Below are 19952 nucleotides of genomic sequence, written 5' to 3'. Positions count from 1 at the left end.
CGCCGACCCCGCCGGCGATATGACGGCGGGCGGCCGAGACGACATCGCCGAGGACGGCCGAGGCGGTCTGCACGCCACCGGCGCCGGCGCCGTAGAACATGAGGTTGCCGGCTGCCTCCGCCTGCACGAAGACGGCGTTGTTCGCGCCGTGGACGCTCGCCAGCGGGTGGGCGCGGCTGATCAGCGCCGGGTAGACCCGCACCGAGATGGCTTCGCCGGTGCCACCGGCATCCGGTTCCCCGGTGAGTCGCTCGCAGACGGCGAGAAGCTTGATGACATACCCGGCGTGGCGGGCGGCATCCATCATCGACTTGTCGATGCCGGTGATGCCCTCGCGGTGCACGGCCTCGAGCGGAACCGTCGTGTGGAAGGCGAGGCTGGCGAGGATCGCGGCCTTCTGCGCGGCGTCGAACCCTTCGATGTCGGCCGTGGGGTCTGACTCGGCGTAGCCGAGGCGCTGGGCGTCGGCGAGGACGTCCTCGAGCTCGGCGCCCTCGGTGTCCATGCGGTCGAGGATGTAGTTCGTGGTGCCGTTGACGATGCCCATGATCCGCTGCACGCGGTCGCCGGCGAGCGAGTCGCGCAGCGGCCGGATGATCGGGATCGCCCCCGCCGCGGCGGCCTCGTAGTAGACCTGCGCTCCGACCTGATCGGCGGCGTCGAAGATCTCGGGACCGTGCGTCGCGAGGAGCGCCTTGTTGGCGGTCACGACGTCCGCGCCGGAGTTGATCGCCTGCAGCAGGTACGTGCGCGCAGGCTCGATGCCGCCCATGAGCTCGATCACGATGTCGGAGCCGACGATGAGCGGCTCGGCATCCGTGGTGAACAGCTCGCGTGGCAGGTCCACTTCGCGCTGCGCGTCGATGTCGCGCACGGCGATGCCGGCGAGTTCGAGCGTCGCGCCCGCGCGGTCGGCGAGCTCGTCACCGTGACGCAGCAGAAGCGCGGCGACCTGGGAGCCGACGGCTCCGGCGCCGAGGAGGGCTACTCGCAGGCGGCGATAGTCGGTCATGCCTTGCCTTTCCCAGAAGTCGGTGTGACACCGGCGTCGCGCGCGAGCAGATCCTCGATCGTCTCGCCGCGCACGATGATGCGGGCCTTGCCTCCGCGCACGGCTACGACAGGCGCGCGCGGAACGTAGTTGTAGCTGCTGGCCAGCGCGAAGCAGTACGCGCCGGTCGCCGGCACCGCGACGAGGTCGCCGGGTGCCACGTCGCCGGGCAGGTACTCGGAGTCCACGACGATGTCGCCGGACTCGCAGTGCCGGCCGACCACGCGCACGAGGGCGGGCTTCGCGTCGCTCGTGCGAGAGGCGAGCCGGGCGGAGTACTGCGCGCCGTACAGCGCGGGGCGCGCGTTGTCGCTCATGCCGCCGTCGACGCTCACGTAGAGACGCGTGAAGTCGTCGTCCACCTGTACCGGCTTGGTCGTGCCGACCTCGTAGAGCGTGACGCCGGCGCGGCCGACGATGGCCCGGCCCGGCTCGAAAGCCAGGTTCGGGATCGGGATGCCGCGCACTTCGCACTCCTGGGCCACCGCGTCGACGATCCCGGCGGCGAGCTCCTCGATCGGCGTCGGGTCGTCGGTCGCGGTGTACGCGATCCCGAAGCCGCCACCGAGGTTCAGCACGGGGATCTCGCCACCGGCGAGGAGTTCGGCGTGGAGTTCGACCACGCGCGCCGCCGACTCGCGGAAGCCGGCCGTGCCGAAGATCTGCGAGCCGATGTGGCAGTGCAGCCCGATGAACGAGAGGCCGTCGATCTCGCGGATGCGCGCGACCGCAGCCGCGGCATCCGTCAGCGTGAAGCCGAACTTCTGATCCTCGTGCGCGGTCGCGAGGAAATCGTGCGTCTCGGCGTGCACGCCGCTGTTCACGCGCACCAGCACCGCCTGCACGGCGTCGCGGCGCTCGACGATCGCGGCGAGGCGCTCGAGCTCGATCCAGCTGTCGATGACGATCGAGCCGATGCCCACCTGGACGGCACGTTCGAGCTCGGCGACTGACTTGTTGTTGCCGTGGAAGCCGAGGCGGGCAGGGTCGGCGCCGGCGGCGAGGGCCACTGCGAGCTCTCCCCCGGTGCACACGTCGACCGCCAGTCCCTCTTCGGTGACCCACCGGACCATCTCGGTGGACAGGAAGGCCTTGCCGGCGTAGTAGACGCGCGCCTGCGTGCCGTGCGCCGCGGCGGCGGCGCGGAACGCGGCGAGGGTGCGGCGCGCGGTCTGGCGCACCTCGTTCTCATCCAGCACGTAAAGGGGCGTCCCGAATTTCTCGCGCAGGGTCGTCACGGCCATGCCGCCCACCTGGAGCACGCCGTGCTTGTTGCGCTGAGCGCTGTCGGGCCAGACGGAGGGCACCAGCGAATTGGCATCGTCCGGCACGGCGAGCGCTGACCGATTCTCGGATCGGGTGTGCGGAGCGGCAGACACGGGTAGGACCAATCGGTGGGAGCTTCGACGCGTCGCCGTCCGGGCCTGACCCGGTTCGGCGGGTGCCGCGGCCGGATGACTCACTTGCCGGGCAGCCCTTGAAGTCTATGGCACGGCATATGCCGCCGCAGGCGCGCGCCCACCGGCGCACGCGGCGCGGGTGCAGTGCGACTCATGCGCAGGCGCCGTTCTCCTGCAGGGCGGGGTCGGCGATGATGCCACCATCGATGTCGAGGTCAGCGACCAGGTGGTCGCCCTCGACGACCACGCTGTCCAAGCTCACGCCGACCGGGATGTACTGGGCGATGCACACGGTCCATGGCCGCAGCACGGCGTCGGCGATCCGGCCGAAGCGATCCTTGAGGTCGGCGGCGGAGATCTCGGCTCCCCCCAGCTGCAGCCCCGCCGGGGTGAGGACGATGTCCCCGGCATCGGCGCTGGGGGTCAGTGCCACACCGACCGGGAAGCCGACACCGAGCAGCTTGAGTTCGGTGTCGATCGTGACATCCGGGGCCGCCAGTCCCAGCGACTCGGCCGGGAAGCCGTCCACCGTCGACATGAGGTCGCGCAGCTGGGCTTCGTCGAGCCGGAGGGTGGCCGTCGCGGCGTCGGCTTCGAGTCCCCCTCGGACGGGAAGTCCCTCGATGCGCACAGTCACGTCGCCGGAGGCCGCGTCGAGCGGGACATCCTCCGAGGAGATCGTCACCTCATTCAGACTGCCGGCGATCAGCTGCGGGAGCACGGCGCCTTCGACGACCACGTCGACCGGCTGGTCGGCGGGCARCGCCAGGTTGGTGACGACCTGATCTCGGATGGTGTTCTCGACGACGGTGCGCGCGATCCACTCAGCGACGAACCACGCCGCCACGGCGAGCGCGACGACGATGATCGCGGAGACGATCCACGGCCACGCGCTTCGGCGGCGAGGCTGAGGCGCAGGCGCCCACTCCGAAACAGGCACKGTCGGCTGGGCGTCGGCGGCACTCATGACTACATCCTCTCGGGTGCCGACACGCCGAGCAGATCCAGGCCGTTGCGCAGCACCTGGCCGGTGGCGTCGTTGAGCCAGAGCCGGGTGCGGTGCACCGCCTCGATCGGGTCGTCGCCCTGCGGGATCACTCGGCAGTTGTCGTACCAGCGGTGGTAGAGGCCGGCGAGCTCCTCGAGGTAGCGCGCGATGCGGTGCGGCTCGCGCACCTGGGCGGCGAATCCGACAGTGCGCGGGAACTCCTGGAGGGCGCCGAGCAGTGCCGACTCCGTCTCGTGCCCGAGCAGCTCGGGTGCGAATTCGCTGCGGTCGACTCCGGATGCCGCGGCATTGCGCCCGACGTTGTGCGTGCGGGCGTGCGCGTACTGCACGTAGAAGACGGGGTTGTCGTTCGTGCGCTTCTGCAGGACGTCGAGGTCGACGTCGAGGTTCGAGTCGGTCGAGCTGCGCACGAGCGCGTAGCGCGCGGCATCCACTCCCACGATCTCGACGAGATCCTCGAGCGTCACGACTGTGCCCGCGCGCTTCGACATGCGCAGCGGCTGGCCGTCCTTCACGAGGTTGACCATCTGGCCGATGAGGATCTGCAGGTTGACACCGGGCTCGTCGCCGAAGGCTGCCGTCATCGCCATGAGCCGCTGCACGTAGCCGTGATGATCGGCGCCGAGCATGATGATGCACCGGTTGAACCCGCGCTCGCGCTTGTTCAGGTAGTAGGCGAGGTCGCCCGAGATGTACGCCGGCGTGCCGTTGGAGCGGATGACGACGCGGTCACGGTCGTCGCCGAAGGTCGTCGAGCGCAGCCAGACCGCGCCGTCATCCTCGAAGATGTGGCCCTGCTCGCGCAGTCGCTCGACCGCGCGCTCAACGGCGCCGGATTCGTGCAGGTCGTTCTCGTGGAAGTAGACGTCGAAGTCGACGCCGAAGGAGTGCAGGCTCGCCTTGATCTCAGTGAACATGAAGTTCACGCCGAGCGCGCGGAAGGCCTCCTGCTTCGCGTCGGCGTCGAGCGAATCGATGTCGCCGTCATAGGCGAGCGCGACCCGCCGCGCGATGTCTTCGATGTAGCCGCCGCCGTAGCCGTCCTCGGGCGTCGGCAGGCCTTCGTGCGCGGCGACGAGGCTCCGCGCGAACCGGTCGATCTGGGCGCCGTGGTCGTTGAAGTAGTACTCGCGCGACACCGAGGCGCCCTGCGACTTCAGGATGCGGGCGAGCGAATCGCCGACGGCCGCCCACCGGGTGCCGCCGAGGTGGATCGGACCGGTCGGGTTCGCCGAGACGAACTCGAGGTTGATGATCTCGTCGACACGTGAGTCATTCGTCCCGAAGGCGGCGCCGGCGTCGACGATGGTCTTGGCGAGAGCGCCGGCGGCCGCGGCATCCAATCGGATGTTGATGAAGCCGGGTCCTGCGACTTCGACGCTCGCGACACCCGGCGTCGCGCCGAGGGCTGCGGCGATCTCGGAGGCGAACTCGCGCGGGTTCGCGCCGACCACCTTGGCGAGCTTCATCGCGGCGTTGGACGCCCAGTCGCCATGATCGCGGTTCTTGGGTCGCTCGAGCGGGAAGTCGGATGCCGCGAGCCCGTCGGAGGAGCCGGGTCGGCGTGCCTCCGCGAGCGGGGCGATGACGGCGACGAGGGCGGCGGAGAGGGCTTCGGGATCCATAGCCTGTCAAGTCTACGGGCGCGGCCGGGCCGCTCCCCTGGGAGGCGCCTGTCCGACTCGACCTCGATCAGGCCAGCTGAACCAGCGTGGTGAAGTCGTCGGGATCGAGATCGGATGCCTCGGCCTCCCACAGGTGCTCGAGGCGGTCGTCGCCTTCGAGGTCGTCGAGGGAGGCGTCATCCGGGATCACCCAGGCGTCCACGCGCATGCGCGAGAGTCCGACGTGCCCGCCGTGGTAGCTCAGGAACGCGCAGTCGGCGGCGTCGCGGCCGGTGGCGATGCGCACGAGCGAGCGGCGGTCGGCAAGGCGGGTGCCGTCGATGACGTACCACGACCCGTCGAGGTAGGCCTCGGCCACGGCGTGGAAGTCCATCGGCTGGAGCCCGGGCGCGTAGCAGGCGGCGTATCGGGCGGGCATGTCCATGGCGCGCAGCAGCGCGATGACCACGTGCGCGTAGTCGCGGCAGACGCCCTGACCGGTCATGAGCGTGGTCACTGCGCTGTCGGTGCCCTGGCTGAGCCCGGGCGTGTAGGTCGTGCTCGTGGCGACGAACTCGCTCACCGCTGCGATCAGATCGTGGCCGTGCAGCCCTTTGAACTGGCGACGCGCCTGCGAGAACACTTCGTCGGACTGGCAGTAGCGGCTCGGACGCAGGTAGGTGATCGCCTCGAGGTCGCTCGTGCGACTGGTCGCGGTGTGCCCCGCGACGGTCGCCTCGTAGCGGATCTCGAGCCGTCCGGCCTCGCCGGTGAGGCGGTGCAGACGGCTGCCGGACTGGTCGACGATCTCGGTCGGCGTATAGACGCGATCGCCCTGTATGAACGTCAACTCCTCGCGGACCACCGGCACCTGCTGGGCTGCGGTGATCGAGAGAATGAGGTCGATGGACGACCCCAGATCGAGGTCGAGTTGAGCGGTCACGAGGCGTTGCACCGAAGTATCCTCGCACGCGAAATCGGGTGCTCGATCACAGGCGTCTGAGTGGATGCCGTGACCTTCGGCACACGTCGGTTTCCACCGGTTCCGAGCCGATGCGGTACGGGCCATTTCGTGACGTACTCTCGATGCGTGAACACGGCCGCCCGCACCCCCCTGAGCCGCTCGTGGTGGCTGCTGGCGGGGGCCGTCGCGGCGGTCGCGATCGCGTGCCTCATCGCCGCCGGGCGCACGACGGCGGTGCCGCAACCTGCCGTGGCGGGAGCAGCGTCCGCGGTCGTCGCGCCCGCGCCGCTCGTGCTTCCCGAGCACGCCTCGGTGCTCGTCTTCGGCGACTCCTGGACCTACGGATCCGCGGCGACCGATCCGACCCTCGGTTACGCGTATGTGATCGGCCAGACGCTGGGCTGGGAGACCCACGTCGACGGCGTGCGCGGCAGCGGCTACCTCAAGCCCGGAATCGACGGCGGGAGCTTCGGCGAGCGCATCGCCGCCCTGGATCCGGGCCTTCATCCCGACCTCGTGATCATCGAGGGATCGATCAACGACCGGGTGCTCTACCCCGAGGGCTACACCGCCGCGGTGACATCGGCGTGGGACGCGCTCAGCGCGCTGTACCCGGACGCTGCGATCGTCATCCTTGGCCCCGCGCCGCAGGTGCTCCCGGTGCAGCGTGCGACCGCTCGGATCGACGACGACCTGGCCCACCTCGCCGCCGACCGCGGGTGGTGGTACGTCTCCCCCGTGCAGGACGACTGGATCACCCCCGAGAACTACGGCTGGGTGATCGACGCGAGCGAGATCGGCCGCGATCACCCGTCGACTGCCGGCCACGCGTACCTCGCCGAGCGACTCGCGGACGCGATCGCCGCGATGGGCGAGGGCACCGACATCACCGCCGACGCGGGGTGACCGCGGGCAGGAACGCCCTCGGCGCGGTGATATCCTCGACCGGTACGCCTCCGTAGCTCAGGGGATAGAGCGTTGGTTTCCGGTACCAAAGGTCGCTGGTTCGATTCCAGTCGGGGGCACCAGTCGGGACAAGGGATCGCGGGCCATTCAGGCCAGGCGGTCCCTTTCTCGTATGCGCGGTGACAAACGCTTCTTACCAACATATATTGCACTAACTGTTGGTACAGTAGTTTCATGCCCGCACGTCCCGCCCACCCGAGCATCCCTATACCCGCGGTCTCACACGAGATTTACGAGTGGAAACCACGAGCCCCCGAGATGCACTCGCGCGCCGAGGTGCTGCGGCAGACCGGACCGTATGACGCCACCCTCACGGCACCGATACGGGATTGGGATCCCCGGATTCCGGGTGATGTCTCCGCCAACGTCGAGGACGCGACCCGGAGCCTTGTTGCGTTCGACAATCACGCGCGGAGCCGGCTGGGCACCGACAACCCTGCCCTCGGGCCGATGACGGCGATCCTGCTGCGCACGGAGTCGGCGTCCAGTTCGCAGATCGAGCAGCTGACGACCTCCGCGAGGCAGCTCGCCCTCGCCGAGATCGACGAGGGCGACAAGGCGAACGCGCTTACCGTGATCGGCAACGTCCGTGCCATGGAGGCAGCTCTGCGACTGTCGGACGACATCAGCGAGGACGCGATCCTCGCTATGCACAAGGCGCTGATGCTCCACCAGCGCGGCTTCGAGAAGGAGGCGGGGCATTACCGCTCCGAGCAGGTGTGGATCGGTCGCGGTGAGGCCGGCCCTCGCCTCGCGGAGTTCGTGGCTCCCCACCATGACCGCATTCCCGGTGCCATCGCGGACCTGGTGGGCTTCGTCAAGCGCGAGGACATCTCCGTGCTCGTGCAGGTCGCCGTTGCGCACGCCCAATTCGAGACCATCCACCCGTTTCCCGATGGCAACGGCCGGACGGGGCGCGCGCTCGCCCAATCCATCCTCCGCAACAAGGGACTCGTCGGGTCGACCGCTGCGCCGATCTCGGCCGGGCTCCTCGTCGACGTCGACCGCTACTTCGCCGCGCTGACCGCGTTCCGCGCCGGAGACGCCGAGCCGATCGTCGATGAGTTCGCCTCGGCGAGTCGGATCGCAGCGACCACCGGAACCCAGCTCGTCGACGACCTCGTCGCGCAACTCGAGGACTCCCGCCAGCAGTTGAAAGGTCTGCGCTCAGACGCCGCCGCATGGAAGATTCTCCCCGCTCTCGTCGGCCAACCCGCGATGAATACGAAGTACCTCATGAGCACACTCGGCTTGGGAGAGATGGCGGCACTTCGCGCGCTGGACGCCCTCACCGATCGCGGGGTGCTCACTGAGAGCACAGGAAGAAATCGGAACCGCGTGTGGCAGCACCGCGGAATCCTCGATGTGCTCGACGGTTACGCCGAGAAGATCAGACGGATGTCGGTGCGCTGAGTTCGATGTCGGCGACGACGTAGTCAGTGGAAGTCGGGCATGTACGACAGGCCCAGCAGCAGTCCCTCAGGGCTCAGCAGCCGCGCGGTGGTCTGGCCCCAGGGCTCCTGATGGGCGTCCACGAGGATCCGGTGCCCCGCGGCGCGCAGTTCAGCCGCACCATCGGCCACGGCGTCGGCTGACGCGACCTCGAGCTCGATCCACGCCTGCGGCACCGGCAGATCGGCCGGCCAATCCGGCGACCCGAACGTCGCCTCGGCCGCCTGCGCCAGCGGCCACAGGCCGAAGACCTTCGCGCCCGGGAGGTTCGTGGCGTGGTGGTATTCCGGGGCGAGCTCCTCGAACTCGACGCCCAGGGCGCCGGACCAGAAGTCGTAGGTGCGAGCGGGGTCGGGCGCGATGGGGCCGAAGCCGGCGATGAAGAGGACCTCCATGCCCTCACCCTAGGGGCCGACAACCCCGGCGCACAGGCTCTCGCGCAGGACGGGGCATCCGTCCGTCAGCGGAGGCCTTCGACCGCGACGCCCAGCCACTCCGCCAGCTCGGCGATCTCGGCGCGCACCATCTCGTCCTCTTCGGGCTCGAACGGCAGGAACTCGTGCACCGCGTTGACGCGGAGCACTTCGCGGGCTTTGTCGACTTCGGCGTCGAGCATCCCCACGAAACGATCCCCCATCAGGATCGGGTGCGCGAAGTTGCCGTAGCGCCGCTGCGCCTTCGGCTTGAAATGCTCGTGCACGTAGGTGAACTCGAAGAGCTCCTCGAGCCGTTTGCGGTCGAACAGCAGTCTGTCGTAGGGATGCAGGAACGCCACGCGACCGCCGTCGTCGTCGTCGGCTTCGAGGGCTTCGAGCGCTTCGGGATCGACGCGCCACTTCCAGGTGCTGCCCTCGACCGTGGCCGGTTCGCCCGTCGTCTTGCCCACGCCGTTCCAGAACCAGTGCGGCTTCGCGATTCCGGCCGCCTGCAGGCTGCGCTCTTCGAGCAGGCGAGTCGCCTCGTCTTCGTCGAACTCGGGGAGGTCGCTCGGATACACGCGTTCCGCGAGATCCCAGCGGCGGTGCCGGCCCGCACGACCGACGATCGCGACCACGCCCAGCCGCAGCAGGAAGTCGAGCATGATCGGCACCTGGTTCGACCCCTCCCAGCCGTCCGGCGCGCGGCTCACCTGCGCGGTGTCGGGGATCTGGCTCGCCAGCAGCGGGCCCTCGGCGCGGAGCCGAGCCAGGATCTCCCGCCGGAACACCTCGTTGGCCGCGAGCCACTCCCGGTTGCTCTCCCGCCGCGGGAAGTGGCGCATGGCGGGCATCAGGAGCGGCAGCACACCGATGGGTCGGAAGGAGCCGTCGAACTCGAAGAGGAGCCGGTCGAGCTCGACGGCCTTCGTCAGCTGGCCGGGGTCGTAGGACCAGCCGATCCGCGACCAGAGCACGGTGTGCTCGCACGGCGCGATCGCGGCCGCGGGGTCGATCTTGATCTCACCGAGCTGCTCGGCGACTTCGATCACGTCGCCGGGGCGCGCGGCGTCCAACAGCTGCGCGCGCACGATGATCCGGCGTGCCTGGTCGCGTGTGAGCTCGTGCGTCACCCCTTGAGGCTAGCCATCACCCCCGACATCCGTCATGGGTGCGAGCGGAAGACCCGCATCCGGTCGCGCCTGCCTCCGCGCGCGGATTGGTCGACGAGGGACTCGCCCGCGTTCTCGCCTTCCGAGGCGGCCAGCGGGGCCAGCGGCACGCCGCCGAGCTCTTCGTCGATGCGAATCAGCTCATTCCACTTCGCCGTGCGCTCGCCCCGCGTGATCGAGCCGACCTTCACGACATCGGCACCCCATCCGGTCGCGAGGTGCGCCACCGAGATGTCCTCGCTCTCGCCGGAGCGCGCCGAGACGATGACCGCGAGATCGTTGTCGCGCGCGGCCCGGACGGCGTTCGCCGCACCCGTGACCGTGCCGACCTGGTTGACCTTGATCAGGACGGCGTCGACGGTCCTGTCGGAGGCGGCCTGTCGGATCCGTCCGGCGTCCGTCACGAGGTAGTCGTCGCCGACGACGAGCGTGCGCGTGCCGAGTCCCGCCACGGCCCGCCGCATTCCCGCGCTGTCGTCTTCGTCGGCCGGATCCTCCAGTGTGACGACGGGGTAGGTGCGGCAGATCCGCACGAGCTGGTCGATCCAATCGTCGCTCGAGAAGGTGACGTCGCCGACGCGGTAGCCGCCCGGATCGTGGAACTGACTGGCAGCGATGTCGAGTGAGATCCCGATGTCGATGCCGGGGATGAGTCCGGTGCGCTCGATGCCCGCCGTCAGCACGTCGAGCGCGTCCTCGGTATCGGTCACTTCCGGCCAGTGCCCGCCCTCGTCGGCGACACCGCGCTTCGGCCCGCGCGCGGCCAGCACCTCCCCGACGGCGCGGTAGACCTCGGCGACGTGCACCAGGCCCTCCGCGATCGAGGTCGCCGACAGCGGCATGACCATGAAGTCCTGCACCGTCGTGCGGTGCGCGGCGTGCGCCCCGCCGCCGAGGATCTGGATCTGGGGGCGCGGGATGAACCGCGGCTGCGCATCCAGCACCTGCCACAGCGGGATGCCGCGGCTCGCGGCGGCCGCGTGGAGCACCGCGAGCGAGACCGCTGTGGTGGAGTTGCCGCCGATCCCTGAGCGCTGCGGATCGGGGTCGAGTCGGTCGAGCGCACGGTCGGCGCCCCCTTGGTCGGCCACGTCGAGGCCGACCAGTGCCGGCGCCACGCGGGTGCGCACGAGCTCGACCGCCTGCGTCACGTCCCGCCCGCCCAGCGCCGTGCCGCCGTCGCGCAGCTCGATGGCCTCGCGCCGGCCGGTGGAGGCGCCCGCCGGGGCGATGCCGCGACCGCGGGCGCCGCTCTCGGTGGTGATCTCGGCCTCGACGGTCGGCACCCCGCGTGAGTCCCAGACGCGCCGCGCGCGGACCGATCGGATCGTGTCAGTCATGCACTTCTCCTTGTTCGTCCGCGACGTCCTCCCACGCGCGCCCGGTGACGAGCGCGGCGAGCGCGACCCGGCGCACGCGCGCGCGGGTGAGGGAATCGAGGTATTCGACGGGCGAGGCGCCCTCCACGCGTGCGAGCAGCAGCGCCGGGATGATCCGGTCGACGCGGGCGGCGGCATCCGTCTGCTCCTCCCAGTCCACTTCGGCGAGGTATCCCGCGCGGAACGCGTCGGATGCCGATCGCAGCTCGGCCGCGCGGTCCGCAAGATGGAACTGCTTGAGCGCGAGATGCGTCAGGCAGAAGGCGGCGTCGAACGCGGGGTCGGACCAGGTGGCGCACTCGGCGTCGAGGAACACCGGACGGTCGCCGACGAGGATGTTCTTCGGGCTCACGTCGCCATGCACCAGGGCGATGCGCGTCGTCCGAAGGCTCGCAACGACGGCGGTGAGCGGCTCGCGCGCCTCGGGCACGGCCGCCGCCGTGCGCAGCAGGTAGGGCTCGATGCGCAGCGACTCGAAGAGGTCCTGGTGGTCGAATCGCGACGCGAGGCCGGCGGTGCGCGCAGAGGCCGCGTGGATGCGGCCGAGGTCGGCGCCCACGGCACTCGCGAACGCGGCATCCACCCGCCCCGCCAGCAGCTCCGTCTTCCAGTTGCGGTACTGCGCCGGGTCGAGGTAGTCGAGCGCGATCGCAAACGTCCCGGCGTCGTAGCCGAGCACGCGGGGACAGGCGCCTGGTACGGCCGCGGCGACGTACTCGAGCCACGCCGCCTCGGACGCACCGCGGTCGATGGGCGCCTGCCAGTCGGCGGCGACCTTCAGCCGCTCGCGCGGGCGCTTCAGGACGAGGGCGCGATCGCCGGTGCGGATCAGCCAGATGTCCGACGAGACACCGCCGGACAGCGGCTCGGCCGAGACCTCCTCGGCTGCGCCGAGCAGGCCCATGTCCGCGACGAGGCCGATCGCGGTGGCCCGGCTCTCGTCCGCCTCCGCTGCGACGGCCGCGGCCTGGTGCTCGGTCATGACCGCGCGGAGGGGTGCCCGTATGCCGACTGCTCGAGACCGCGGATGTAGCCGATGGCGAACAGGCGTCCGAGGGTCTCGTAGCCCGGGCGGTTGTTGGACTCCCCTTCGAGCGTCGGCACGTGGTCGGGGCGCATCGCGCCGCCGAATCCGATCTCCTGGTACGCCTCCATGCACGCCGGCATGTCGGTCTGCCCGGCGTCGTGGAACGTCTCCTGGAAGGCGTCCGGCGTGCCGCGCACGTCGCGGAAGTGCACGAACGGGATCTTCTCGGTGCCGAACTCGCGGATGAGGTCGGGGATCGACGATGTGCCGTCCAGCACCTCCGGCATGAGGGCGAAATTGCCCTGGCAGAACGTGATGCCGTTGTACTCGGACGGATACAGCGAGAGGAGGCGGCGGAACGCCGCCGCCGAGCTCATGATGCGAGGCAGGTTGCGGTCCACCTGCTGCGGCGGGTCGTCCGGGTGCATCGCGAGGCGCACACCGGCCTCCTCTGCGATCGGCACGACCGCGTCGAGGAAGTACTGGAGCCCGGCCCACATCTGCTCGCGGGTGACCTCGCCGGGCTGGACAAGCGGGTCTTTGGACTGGGCGATGGCGCGGTCGTAGCCCGTGACGTAGGCGCCGCCACGGTCGGAGATCGCGATGTCGGTGCGCCCCCAGCTCGACAGCGCCATCCAGTTGTACGCGAGCGTCGGGATGCCGAGCCGCCCCATCGCACGGATCTGGGTGATCACGTGGTCGATCTGCTCGTCGCGTCCGTCGAGGCCGAGGCGGACCTTGTCGATGGGCGCGGTGTCTTCGAGCGCGACCAGCCGGAACCCGTAGTCGTCGTAGGTCTCGATGTTCTGCTTGAGGGCCGCTTCGCTCCACGGCACCTCGTCGCGGTCGTCCGACTTCCATCCGCCGGCCCCCACGGAGGCGAACATCCGCTGGTCCTGCTCGGCGCCGTTGAGGACGCCGACCACGTTGTCGACGCCGACCTGGCGGATGAGCTTCCACGATGTCTCGGGGCGTGGGGGGAGGAATTCGCTGAGTTGGATCATTTCTGTCGTCCTATTCGGGGGTGGTCAGTCTTTGGCGGGGAGGGCTGCGGCGATGCGGGCGAGGAGGCCGCCGTCGACGCGCAGTTCGGAGCCGGTCACGAAGCTCGCGGCGTCGCTCGCGAGGAACGACACGGCTTCGCCGATCTCCTCGGGCTGCGCCACGCGCCCGAGCGCGTGCATCGTCCCCCAGTTGGCGATGGTCCGCTCGACGCCATCCGGAGTGCCGTCCGACCACTGCGCGGCGGAGGTGCGCAGCATCGGAGTGTCGACCGAGCCAGGGGCGACGGAGTTCACGCGCACGCCGAACAGGGCCTCGTCGACCGCCATCGCGCGGGCGAGCGAATTGAGCGCGCCCTTGCTGGCGGTGTACGCGACGACGTTGTTCTGCGTCGCGGTCGCCTGCACCGACGAGATGATCGTAACCGTGCCGCGCTGGGGACGGATGTGCGGCAGCGCCGCCCGTGCGGCGAGGAAGACGCCGCGCACGTTCACGCCGAACACCTCGTCCCACGTCTCGATCGAGGTGTCGACGGCATCGCCGTAGCGCTGGATGCCGGCAGCCGTCACCAGGTGATCGAGACGCCCGAACTCGTCGATCGCAAGCTGGACCGCGGCCGCGCTCGTCGCCTCGGCATCGACCGGACCGAACGTGCCGACGGCGCGGCCCCCGGCATCCCGGATCAATGCGACCGTCTCGTCGACGAAGTCCTGCGTCAGTCCGTGCACGACGACCGCGGCGCCGCGGGTGGCCAGGGTGCGGGCGATCCCGCGTCCGATCCCCTGCGAACCGCCGGTGACCAGCGCCACCTTGCCCTGGTGAACCTGCTCGGCGGCGCTCATGGAGGCTCCTTCGATGTGTGCGGCGGCCATCACAGCACCCCGTAGCGGACGAACGCCTCGGTGGCGCTCATGCCGCCCTCGATCGCGTGCCGAACGAGATTCTCGGTGGACGCCTTCTCCAGCGCCGCCTCGATGACCTCCGCCTCGAGCTCCTGCGGAACGATCAGCACGCCGTCGATGTCGCCGACGACGAGGTCTCCCGGCGTGACGCGCACCTGCCCGATCTCGACCGGGGTGCGGAAGTCGTTCACGATCGTGCGGACGCTGGAGTCCTGCGCGTAGCAGCCGTGACTGAAGACCGGAAAGCCCTGGCCGAGCACCTTCTCAGTGTCGCGATGGTACCCGTCGACGACCGCGCCGACCGCACCTCGGGACTGCGCTGTTGCGGTGAGGATCTCGCCCCACATCGCCGCGTCTGAGCCGGTGCGCGGGGCGAGGTAGACATCGCCCGGCTCCAGCTGATCGAGCGCCTCCGTGAGGAGCCCGAAGGGCTTGCGCTGCGGACCGTAGACGTCGGCGATGACCACGGGCATCGCCCGGCCCACGATCCGCATCTGCGGCGTGAGCGGTCGGATCTGCGGCGGCAGGAACTGATGCGTACGACCGAGTCGATCGAGGATGTCGCCGATCACGGCGGTGTACAGGCGGGTGCGGACGAGTTCGAAGAGCTGGGCCTCGTTGGCCGCCACCATGTTCGCCGGTGTCATCATCAATCTCCCTTGAACGCGATGATTGCGGCAACCATAACCGACTTGTATACTTGTATGCAAGTGCTTCGCGATGATGGGAACGGCATGGTTATGAACCACGGGGAGAGTGCGGCGCCGGCCGAAGAGAACGGCGCGCGCAACCTGGCCCGCGCGCGTTCCATGGCGACGCTGGGCGATATCTCCTCGGTCTCGGCGACCTCGACCCGCAGCCGCAGCCGCATCTCCGACGTCGTCTACGACGAGCTCAGCGAGGCGATCCGCGACCTGCGACTGCCCCCGGGCGCCGCCCTCTCCGAGCCAGGCGTGGCGGCATCCCTCGGCGTGAGCCGTGCGCCGGTGCGCGAAGCCTTCACCCGTCTCGCCGATCAGGGGCTCGTGACGATCAGGCCTCAGGTCGGGACGACGGTGGCGCCGATCGCGATGGTCGAGGTCAACGACGCCGTCTTCATCCGCAGCGCCTTGGAGAAGAGCGCGTTCCAGCGCGCCATCGGCCTCGAGGATCTCGATGTGTCCGAGCTGCAGGGCCTCGTCGACCGGAATCGGGATGCCGCGGCCCGTGGCGATGTCGAGGACTTCTTCCAGTCCGACGAGGAGCTGCACCAGCTGGTGTTCGCGATCGCGGGAGTGCCGCGCATCTGGCAGGTCGTGCGCGGCGCGAAGATCCACCTCGACCGACTGCGCCGGCTCAACGTGGGGGGCGCCCTGGCGAACCCGGAGATCCCCGCCGAGCATCAGCACATCGTCGACGCGATCCGCCTGCGCGACGAGCCGGGCGGCCTGACCGTCATCCACCGGCACTCCACCCGGATCCTCGCCGACACCGAGAAGATCCGACTCGAGCACCCGGACTACTTCATCTCATGACCGCCAGCACCGACACGCCGACCACGGCGACCGAGAGGAACCCTCAGATGACCGAACACGTCAGCGTCGCAGTGTCGCGGCGCACCGAGTGCGGGGAAGGACCGGTGTGGGATGCCACCGCCGGCCTCGTGCACTGGGTGGACATCATCCCGGGCGAGATCCTCGCCACCGATCCGGCCACCGGCGTGACCACCACGCGCACCTACCCCGAGATGGTGGGCGCTGTCGCTCAGCGCACCGACGGCGGACTCGTGGCGGCCGTGGCGTCGGGCTTCGTAGGCTTCGGCCCGGACGGCAAGATCGATCACCGCGTCGACTGCCTCCCGGTCGGCGTGCGGATGAACGACGCCAAGACCGACCCGGCGGGCCGCTACTGGTCGGGCAGCTGCGCGATGGACTTCGCCGCGGGTCGCGGCGGCCTCTGGCGCCTCGACGACGACTTCGAGGCGACACTGGTCCTGCCGAACCTGACCCAGCCGAACGGCATGGACTGGAGCCCGTCGGGCGACACCTTCTACCTGGTCGAGACGCAGGCCCGGCAGATCCTGAGCTTCGGGTTCGACCTGGCGACCGGATCGATCGAGCCCAACGCCTCGGTGCTCGTGGACGCCGACGCCTTCCCCGGCTATCCGGACGGGCTCTGCGTCGACTCCCGCGGACACCTCTGGGTCGCGGAGTTCGCCGGCTCCGCCGTGCACGAGTTCACGCCCGACGGCGAGCGGGTGCGGAGCGTGCCGATCCCCGCCTCGCAGACCACGTCCTGCGCGTTCGTCGGCCCGGACCTCGACGAACTGTGGGTGACCTCGGCGGGCGTCGGGATCGACCCCGATCTCGAGCCCGAGGCAGGTTCCACCTTCCGGGTGACCGGCCTGGGAGTCACYGGCCGCGCCTCGACGCCGTTCCGCTGCTGACATGGCGATCACCCTTCGCTCCGCATCGCTCGAAGTGCGCGTCACCCCCGAGCGCGGCGCCGACATCGCGCAGATCGTCGACCGCGCCACCGACACGCCGCTCCTCAGCGTCTCGCCGACGGGGCTCGCCCGCTCGGTCTCGACGCCGGCCGACTCCATGGCGGCCTGGATCCAGGGGTACCCGGGCGGCTGGCAGCTCCTCGCCCCCAACGCGGGGCCAGAGCGGACGCACGACGGCGTTCGTCAGGGCTTCCATGGCGAGGCGTCGCTCGCGATCTGGGACGTGCTCGCCCAGGATGCCTCGTCCTGCGAACTCGAGACCCACCTGCTGACCGCGCCGCTGCACCTGCGCAGGGTGGTCACGCTCGCCGCTGACACGCTCACCGTGTCCGACACGGTGACGAACCTCTCCCCCGACCCGGTCTGGACGCGCCTCGTGCAGCACCCCGCCTTCGGAGCGCCGTTCCTCGACGAGGACAGCTACCTGGTCCCCGGCGCGGGGACGATCGTCACCGACGCCGACGCACCGGGCTCCATGGCCGGCACGGATGTCGTGGGCACTCCGCACGAGGTCCTGCCCGAAGGGCCCGGGGGCGGCAGCATCCGCCTCCCCGGCAGCGGATCGGGCGCATCCCTCTTCGGCGCGCTCACCGACTTCACCGATGCCGGTGTGCTCTTCGCCAGCCCCCGCCGCGGTTTCGGCATCCGGCTGCGATGGAACCGGGATGTGCTGCCGCACGCCTGGATCTGGATCGAGGCGAACGCCGGAGCGGGGTGGCCCTGGTTCCGGCGCCTGTATGCCGTCGCGGTCGAGCCGGCCAACGTGCTGCCCGGCGACGACGATGCGGCGATCGGCGGCCACCGACGCGGCGGCCCGGGGACCGAGATCCCGCCGGGCGAGTCGGTGACCATGACGGTGACCCTCACGAGGGAACCGCTGCATCCCTCCACCGCCTGACCTATCCACACGCAAACCAGCGACGAGCAAGGACGACAATGCAATTCGGACGAATCGGAGACGTCGGGGCGGAGATCCCCGTCGTCTACTTCGAAGGACGAGCCTTCGATCTCAGACCCCTCACCCACGACATCGACGGCGCGTTCCTCGCGAACGACCCGGTCGGGCAGGTGGATCGCCGCCGCGCAGAGCTGGCGGAGATTCCGGATGCCGCCTCCCGCCGCATCGGCGCGCCCGTGGCCCGACCGGGGTCGGTGTACTGCATCGGCATGAACTATGCCGCGCACGCCGCGGAAGGCGGCAGCGAGCCGCCGAAGGAGATCATCGTCTTCCTGAAGCCCGCCAATACCGTGGTCGGGCCGGACGACGAACTCGAGCTGCCCGCCGGCAGCGACGCCGTCGACTGGGAGGTGGAGCTCGCCGTCGTCATCGGCGCGCGCGCCTGGCAGCTCGCCTCGAGGGCCGAGGCGCGCGCCCACATCGTGGGGTTCGCCGCGGCCAACGACCTGTCCGAACGCACCTGGCAGCTGCAGCGGTCGGGCGGGCAGTGGTCGAAGGGCAAGGGCGCCCCTGGCTTCTGCCCGCTGGGCCCCTGGCTGGTCACCGCCGACAGCGTCGACCCTGAGCACCTGCGCCTGCAGAGCTTCGTCAACGGCGAGCCGCGGCAGGATTCGAACACGTCGGACATGATCTTCGATGTCGACCAGATCGTCGCCGACCTCAGCCAGTACGTCGTGCTCGAGCCGGGCGATGTGATTCTGACGGGCACGCCGGAGGGCGTCGGGCTGTCCGGCAGGTTCCCCTACCTGGGCGACGGAGACATCGTGGAGATCGCCGTCGAGCAGCTCGGCCGCCAGCGGCAGGCCTGCGTCGCCGCGGTGGTGACGGCGTGAACGCCCCGCAGGGAGACATCGCGGCGGGCTTCGGCGGCACGGTCGCCATCGTCACCGGCGGAGCGTCGGGGATCGGCCTCGCCACCACCCGGCGCCTCCTCCGGGAGGGCGCTCGGGTCGCCGTCTTCGACCGCCAGCCGGCCGACATCGAGTCGGACGACTTCATCAGCGAGATCGTCGACGTGGGCGACTCCGCCGCGATCGAGGCCGCTGTCGCCCGCGTGGTCGGGCGCTGGGGACGGCTCGACATCCTCGTCAACTCCGTCGGGGTCGGCGCCGCAGGCACGATCCTCGACAACGACGACGACGAGTGGCACCGGGTCTACGACATCAACGTGCTCGGGACCGTGCGCATGATCCGGGCGGCACTCCCCCACCTGATCGCCTCGCGGCCGGCGAGCGTCGTCAACGTCGGGTCGGCGGTCGCGCTGACCGGCTTCCCGAATCGGGCGCTCTACACCGCCACGAAGGGCGCCGTCGTCTCGCTCACGCGGGCGCTGGCTTCCGATCATCTCCGCGACGGTGTGCGCTTCAACGCCGTCTGCCCCGGCACGACGGAGACGCCATGGATCGGGCGGCTCCTGGATGCCGCCCCCGATCCCGCGGCCGAGCGCGGCCTGCTCGAGGCCCGCCAGCCGCACGGCCGGCTCGTCTCCGCCGATGAGGTCGCAGATGCGATCGTGTACTTCGCGAATCCCTCGGCCGGCTCCACGAACGGCGTGGTGATGTCGGTGGATGCCGGCATCGAGTCGCTGTATGTGAGCCGGTGAGGGCGGTGCCGGGGGGTGGCGCGACAGCCGATCGCGCCGATGTCGAGGCGGCGATCAGCGCGCAGGGCGGTGTTCCGGTGCTGCGTGCGGCGACCGCGGACCTGGCCCACACCGCGAGCACCCGGCTGATCGAGGCCGGCCTCTCCGTCATCGAACTGACGGCGACCACTCCGAACTGGGCGGAGCTGCTGCACACCCTCGTCCGCGAGCACCCTGAAGCTGTGATCGGCATGGGCACGATCACGACGGCCGAGGACGCCGCGCTCGCGTGCGAGGCGGGGGCGCGATTCCTCGTCAGCCCCTTCCCGGTCGAGGACGCGCGACGGATCGCGCAGCAGGCGGACACGCTCTTCATCGGCGGCGGCTTCTCGCCGGGCGAGGTGGCCGCCGCGTCGCGCTTCGGCGTGTGCAAGCTCTTTCCGGCGCACGTCGGCGGCATCGGGTACCTCAAGACGCTCCGCGCGGTCCTGCCGGAGGCGCGCATCATGCCCACGGGCGGCATCGGCCTCTCGGCGGTCGGCGAGTGGCTGCGCGCGGGGGCGTTCGCGGTCGGGGTCGGCAG

At 70.2% G+C, this 19952-nt stretch carries 20 protein-coding genes and 1 tRNA gene; 9 read left to right on the top strand and 12 right to left on the bottom strand.

All coding sequences use genetic code 11. The annotated features are described in order from the left end of the window. The 5 genes from AC1DVT_RS07835 to AC1DVT_RS07815 form a co-directional block, all read right to left on the bottom strand. Window positions 1–1012 (bottom strand): homoserine dehydrogenase (locus tag AC1DVT_RS07835; RefSeq protein WP_477387950.1); only part of this gene is annotated, 1012 nt, incomplete at its 3' end. Beyond that, window positions 1009–2430 (bottom strand): diaminopimelate decarboxylase, encoded by a 1422-nt coding sequence (lysA, locus tag AC1DVT_RS07830; RefSeq protein WP_477387948.1) that lies wholly within the window; start codon window positions 2428–2430, stop codon window positions 1009–1011. The genes lysA and AC1DVT_RS07835, both read right to left, overlap by 4 nt. A 172-nt stretch (window positions 2431–2602) precedes the next feature. Next, window positions 2603–3418: an LmeA family phospholipid-binding protein gene (locus AC1DVT_RS07825; protein ID WP_477387946.1), complete on the bottom strand. Its 816-nt coding sequence runs from the start codon at window positions 3416–3418 to the stop codon at window positions 2603–2605. Between the two features lie 2 nt (window positions 3419–3420). Next, the gene (gene argS / locus AC1DVT_RS07820; protein ID WP_477387944.1) at window positions 3421–5085 is read right to left on the bottom strand and encodes an arginine--tRNA ligase; all 1665 of its coding nucleotides are present in this window, start codon (window positions 5083–5085) and stop codon (window positions 3421–3423) included. A 67-nt stretch (window positions 5086–5152) separates the two neighbouring features. Further along, window positions 5153–6019, bottom strand: a complete 867-nt coding sequence (locus AC1DVT_RS07815) for a transglutaminase-like domain-containing protein (protein WP_457101397.1) — start codon at window positions 6017–6019, stop codon at window positions 5153–5155. A gap of 135 nt (window positions 6020–6154) precedes the next feature. On the opposite strand from AC1DVT_RS07815, the gene AC1DVT_RS07810 reads away from it, so the two are divergent. The 3 genes from AC1DVT_RS07810 (at window position 6155) to AC1DVT_RS07800 (ending at window position 8407) form a co-directional block, all read left to right on the top strand. After that, window positions 6155–6934, top strand: coding sequence for an SGNH/GDSL hydrolase family protein (locus AC1DVT_RS07810; protein ID WP_477387942.1), 780 nt, complete (start codon window positions 6155–6157; stop codon window positions 6932–6934). 46 nt (window positions 6935–6980) lie between these two features. After that, window positions 6981–7056, top strand: a tRNA-Arg gene (locus AC1DVT_RS07805). A gap of 112 nt (window positions 7057–7168) precedes the next feature. Then, window positions 7169–8407: a Fic family protein gene (locus AC1DVT_RS07800; protein ID WP_477387940.1), complete on the top strand. Its 1239-nt coding sequence runs from the start codon at window positions 7169–7171 to the stop codon at window positions 8405–8407. Window positions 8408–8430: 23 nt separating this feature from the next. Here the strand turns inward: AC1DVT_RS07800 and AC1DVT_RS07795 are convergent, their stop codons facing one another. The 7 genes from AC1DVT_RS07795 to AC1DVT_RS07765 all read right to left on the bottom strand — a co-directional run bounded on the left by AC1DVT_RS07795 (window position 8431) and on the right by AC1DVT_RS07765 (window position 14994). Then, window positions 8431–8841 carry a VOC family protein gene (locus AC1DVT_RS07795; protein ID WP_477387938.1) on the bottom strand — a complete coding sequence of 137 codons (411 nt, stop codon included), beginning with the start codon at window positions 8839–8841 and terminating at the stop codon, window positions 8431–8433. A 65-nt stretch (window positions 8842–8906) separates the two neighbouring features. Next, complete coding sequence (locus AC1DVT_RS07790) at window positions 8907–9995, bottom strand: DNA glycosylase AlkZ-like family protein (RefSeq protein WP_477387936.1); 1089 nt, start codon at window positions 9993–9995, stop codon at window positions 8907–8909. A 32-nt stretch (window positions 9996–10027) separates the two neighbouring features. Further along, window positions 10028–11374: a phosphopyruvate hydratase gene (gene eno / locus AC1DVT_RS07785; protein WP_477387935.1), complete on the bottom strand. Its 1347-nt coding sequence runs from the start codon at window positions 11372–11374 to the stop codon at window positions 10028–10030. After that, on the bottom strand, window positions 11367–12395 hold the full coding sequence (locus tag AC1DVT_RS07780) for a phosphotransferase family protein (protein WP_477387933.1): 1029 nt from the start codon (window positions 12393–12395) through the stop codon (window positions 11367–11369). The genes eno and AC1DVT_RS07780 overlap by 8 nt, the downstream gene beginning before the upstream one ends. Beyond that, entirely contained in the window at window positions 12392–13444 is a 1053-nt protein-coding gene (locus tag AC1DVT_RS07775; RefSeq protein WP_457101390.1) for a mannonate dehydratase, read from the bottom strand. Before AC1DVT_RS07775 ends, AC1DVT_RS07780 begins: the two co-directional genes overlap by 4 nt. 24 nt (window positions 13445–13468) lie before the next feature. Next, complete coding sequence (locus AC1DVT_RS07770; protein ID WP_477387931.1) at window positions 13469–14284, bottom strand: SDR family NAD(P)-dependent oxidoreductase; 816 nt, start codon at window positions 14282–14284, stop codon at window positions 13469–13471. A 29-nt stretch (window positions 14285–14313) separates the two neighbouring features. Then, window positions 14314–14994, bottom strand: coding sequence for an RraA family protein (locus AC1DVT_RS07765; protein ID WP_477387929.1), 681 nt, complete (start codon window positions 14992–14994; stop codon window positions 14314–14316). Between the two features lie 84 nt (window positions 14995–15078). Here AC1DVT_RS07765 and AC1DVT_RS07760 point away from each other — a divergent pair, with 84 nt between their 5' ends. The 6 genes from AC1DVT_RS07760 to AC1DVT_RS07735 all read left to right on the top strand — a co-directional run. Continuing rightward, window positions 15079–15858, top strand: a complete 780-nt coding sequence (locus tag AC1DVT_RS07760) for a GntR family transcriptional regulator (RefSeq protein WP_477387927.1) — start codon at window positions 15079–15081, stop codon at window positions 15856–15858. 47 nt (window positions 15859–15905) lie between these two features. Continuing rightward, complete coding sequence (locus tag AC1DVT_RS07755; RefSeq protein WP_477387925.1) at window positions 15906–16769, top strand: SMP-30/gluconolactonase/LRE family protein; 864 nt, start codon at window positions 15906–15908, stop codon at window positions 16767–16769. Window position 16770: 1 nt separating this feature from the next. Beyond that, a complete protein-coding gene (locus tag AC1DVT_RS07750) occupies window positions 16771–17727 on the top strand; it encodes a DUF4432 family protein (protein WP_477387923.1) in 957 nt (318 codons plus the stop codon). A 38-nt stretch (window positions 17728–17765) separates the two neighbouring features. Further along, window positions 17766–18620, top strand: coding sequence for a fumarylacetoacetate hydrolase family protein (locus tag AC1DVT_RS07745; RefSeq protein ID WP_477387921.1), 855 nt, complete (start codon window positions 17766–17768; stop codon window positions 18618–18620). Continuing rightward, complete coding sequence (locus AC1DVT_RS07740; RefSeq protein ID WP_477387919.1) at window positions 18617–19390, top strand: SDR family NAD(P)-dependent oxidoreductase; 774 nt, start codon at window positions 18617–18619, stop codon at window positions 19388–19390. Before AC1DVT_RS07745 ends, AC1DVT_RS07740 begins: the two co-directional genes overlap by 4 nt. Next, the coding region (locus AC1DVT_RS07735; protein WP_477387917.1) for a bifunctional 4-hydroxy-2-oxoglutarate aldolase/2-dehydro-3-deoxy-phosphogluconate aldolase at window positions 19387–19952 on the top strand (566 nt) is incomplete at its 3' end. The genes AC1DVT_RS07740 and AC1DVT_RS07735, both read left to right, overlap by 4 nt.

The organism is Microbacterium sp. P2_F9, assembly GCF_056403635.1.
This window is presented reverse-complemented; position numbering and strand designations above follow the sequence as displayed.

Excerpts from the sequence above, each read along its gene's own strand:
- argS (WP_477387944.1), bottom strand. The coding sequence starts at position 5,085 with ATGGATCCCGAAGCCCTCTCCGCCGCCCTCGTCGCCGTCATCGCCCCG.
- AC1DVT_RS07800 (WP_477387940.1), top strand. The coding sequence starts at position 7,169 with ATGCCCGCACGTCCCGCCCACCCGAGCATCCCTATACCCGCGGTCTCA.
- AC1DVT_RS07795 (WP_477387938.1), bottom strand. The coding sequence starts at position 8,841 with ATGGAGGTCCTCTTCATCGCCGGCTTCGGCCCCATCGCGCCCGACCCC.
- eno (WP_477387935.1), bottom strand. The coding sequence starts at position 11,374 with ATGACTGACACGATCCGATCGGTCCGCGCGCGGCGCGTCTGGGACTCA.
- AC1DVT_RS07780 (WP_477387933.1), bottom strand. The coding sequence starts at position 12,395 with ATGACCGAGCACCAGGCCGCGGCCGTCGCAGCGGAGGCGGACGAGAGC.
- AC1DVT_RS07775 (WP_457101390.1), bottom strand. The coding sequence starts at position 13,444 with ATGATCCAACTCAGCGAATTCCTCCCCCCACGCCCCGAGACATCGTGG.
- AC1DVT_RS07770 (WP_477387931.1), bottom strand. The coding sequence starts at position 14,284 with ATGAGCGCCGCCGAGCAGGTTCACCAGGGCAAGGTGGCGCTGGTCACC.
- AC1DVT_RS07765 (WP_477387929.1), bottom strand. The coding sequence starts at position 14,994 with ATGATGACACCGGCGAACATGGTGGCGGCCAACGAGGCCCAGCTCTTC.
- AC1DVT_RS07760 (WP_477387927.1), top strand. The coding sequence starts at position 15,079 with ATGGTTATGAACCACGGGGAGAGTGCGGCGCCGGCCGAAGAGAACGGC.
- AC1DVT_RS07750 (WP_477387923.1), top strand. The coding sequence starts at position 16,771 with ATGGCGATCACCCTTCGCTCCGCATCGCTCGAAGTGCGCGTCACCCCC.
- AC1DVT_RS07745 (WP_477387921.1), top strand. The coding sequence starts at position 17,766 with ATGCAATTCGGACGAATCGGAGACGTCGGGGCGGAGATCCCCGTCGTC.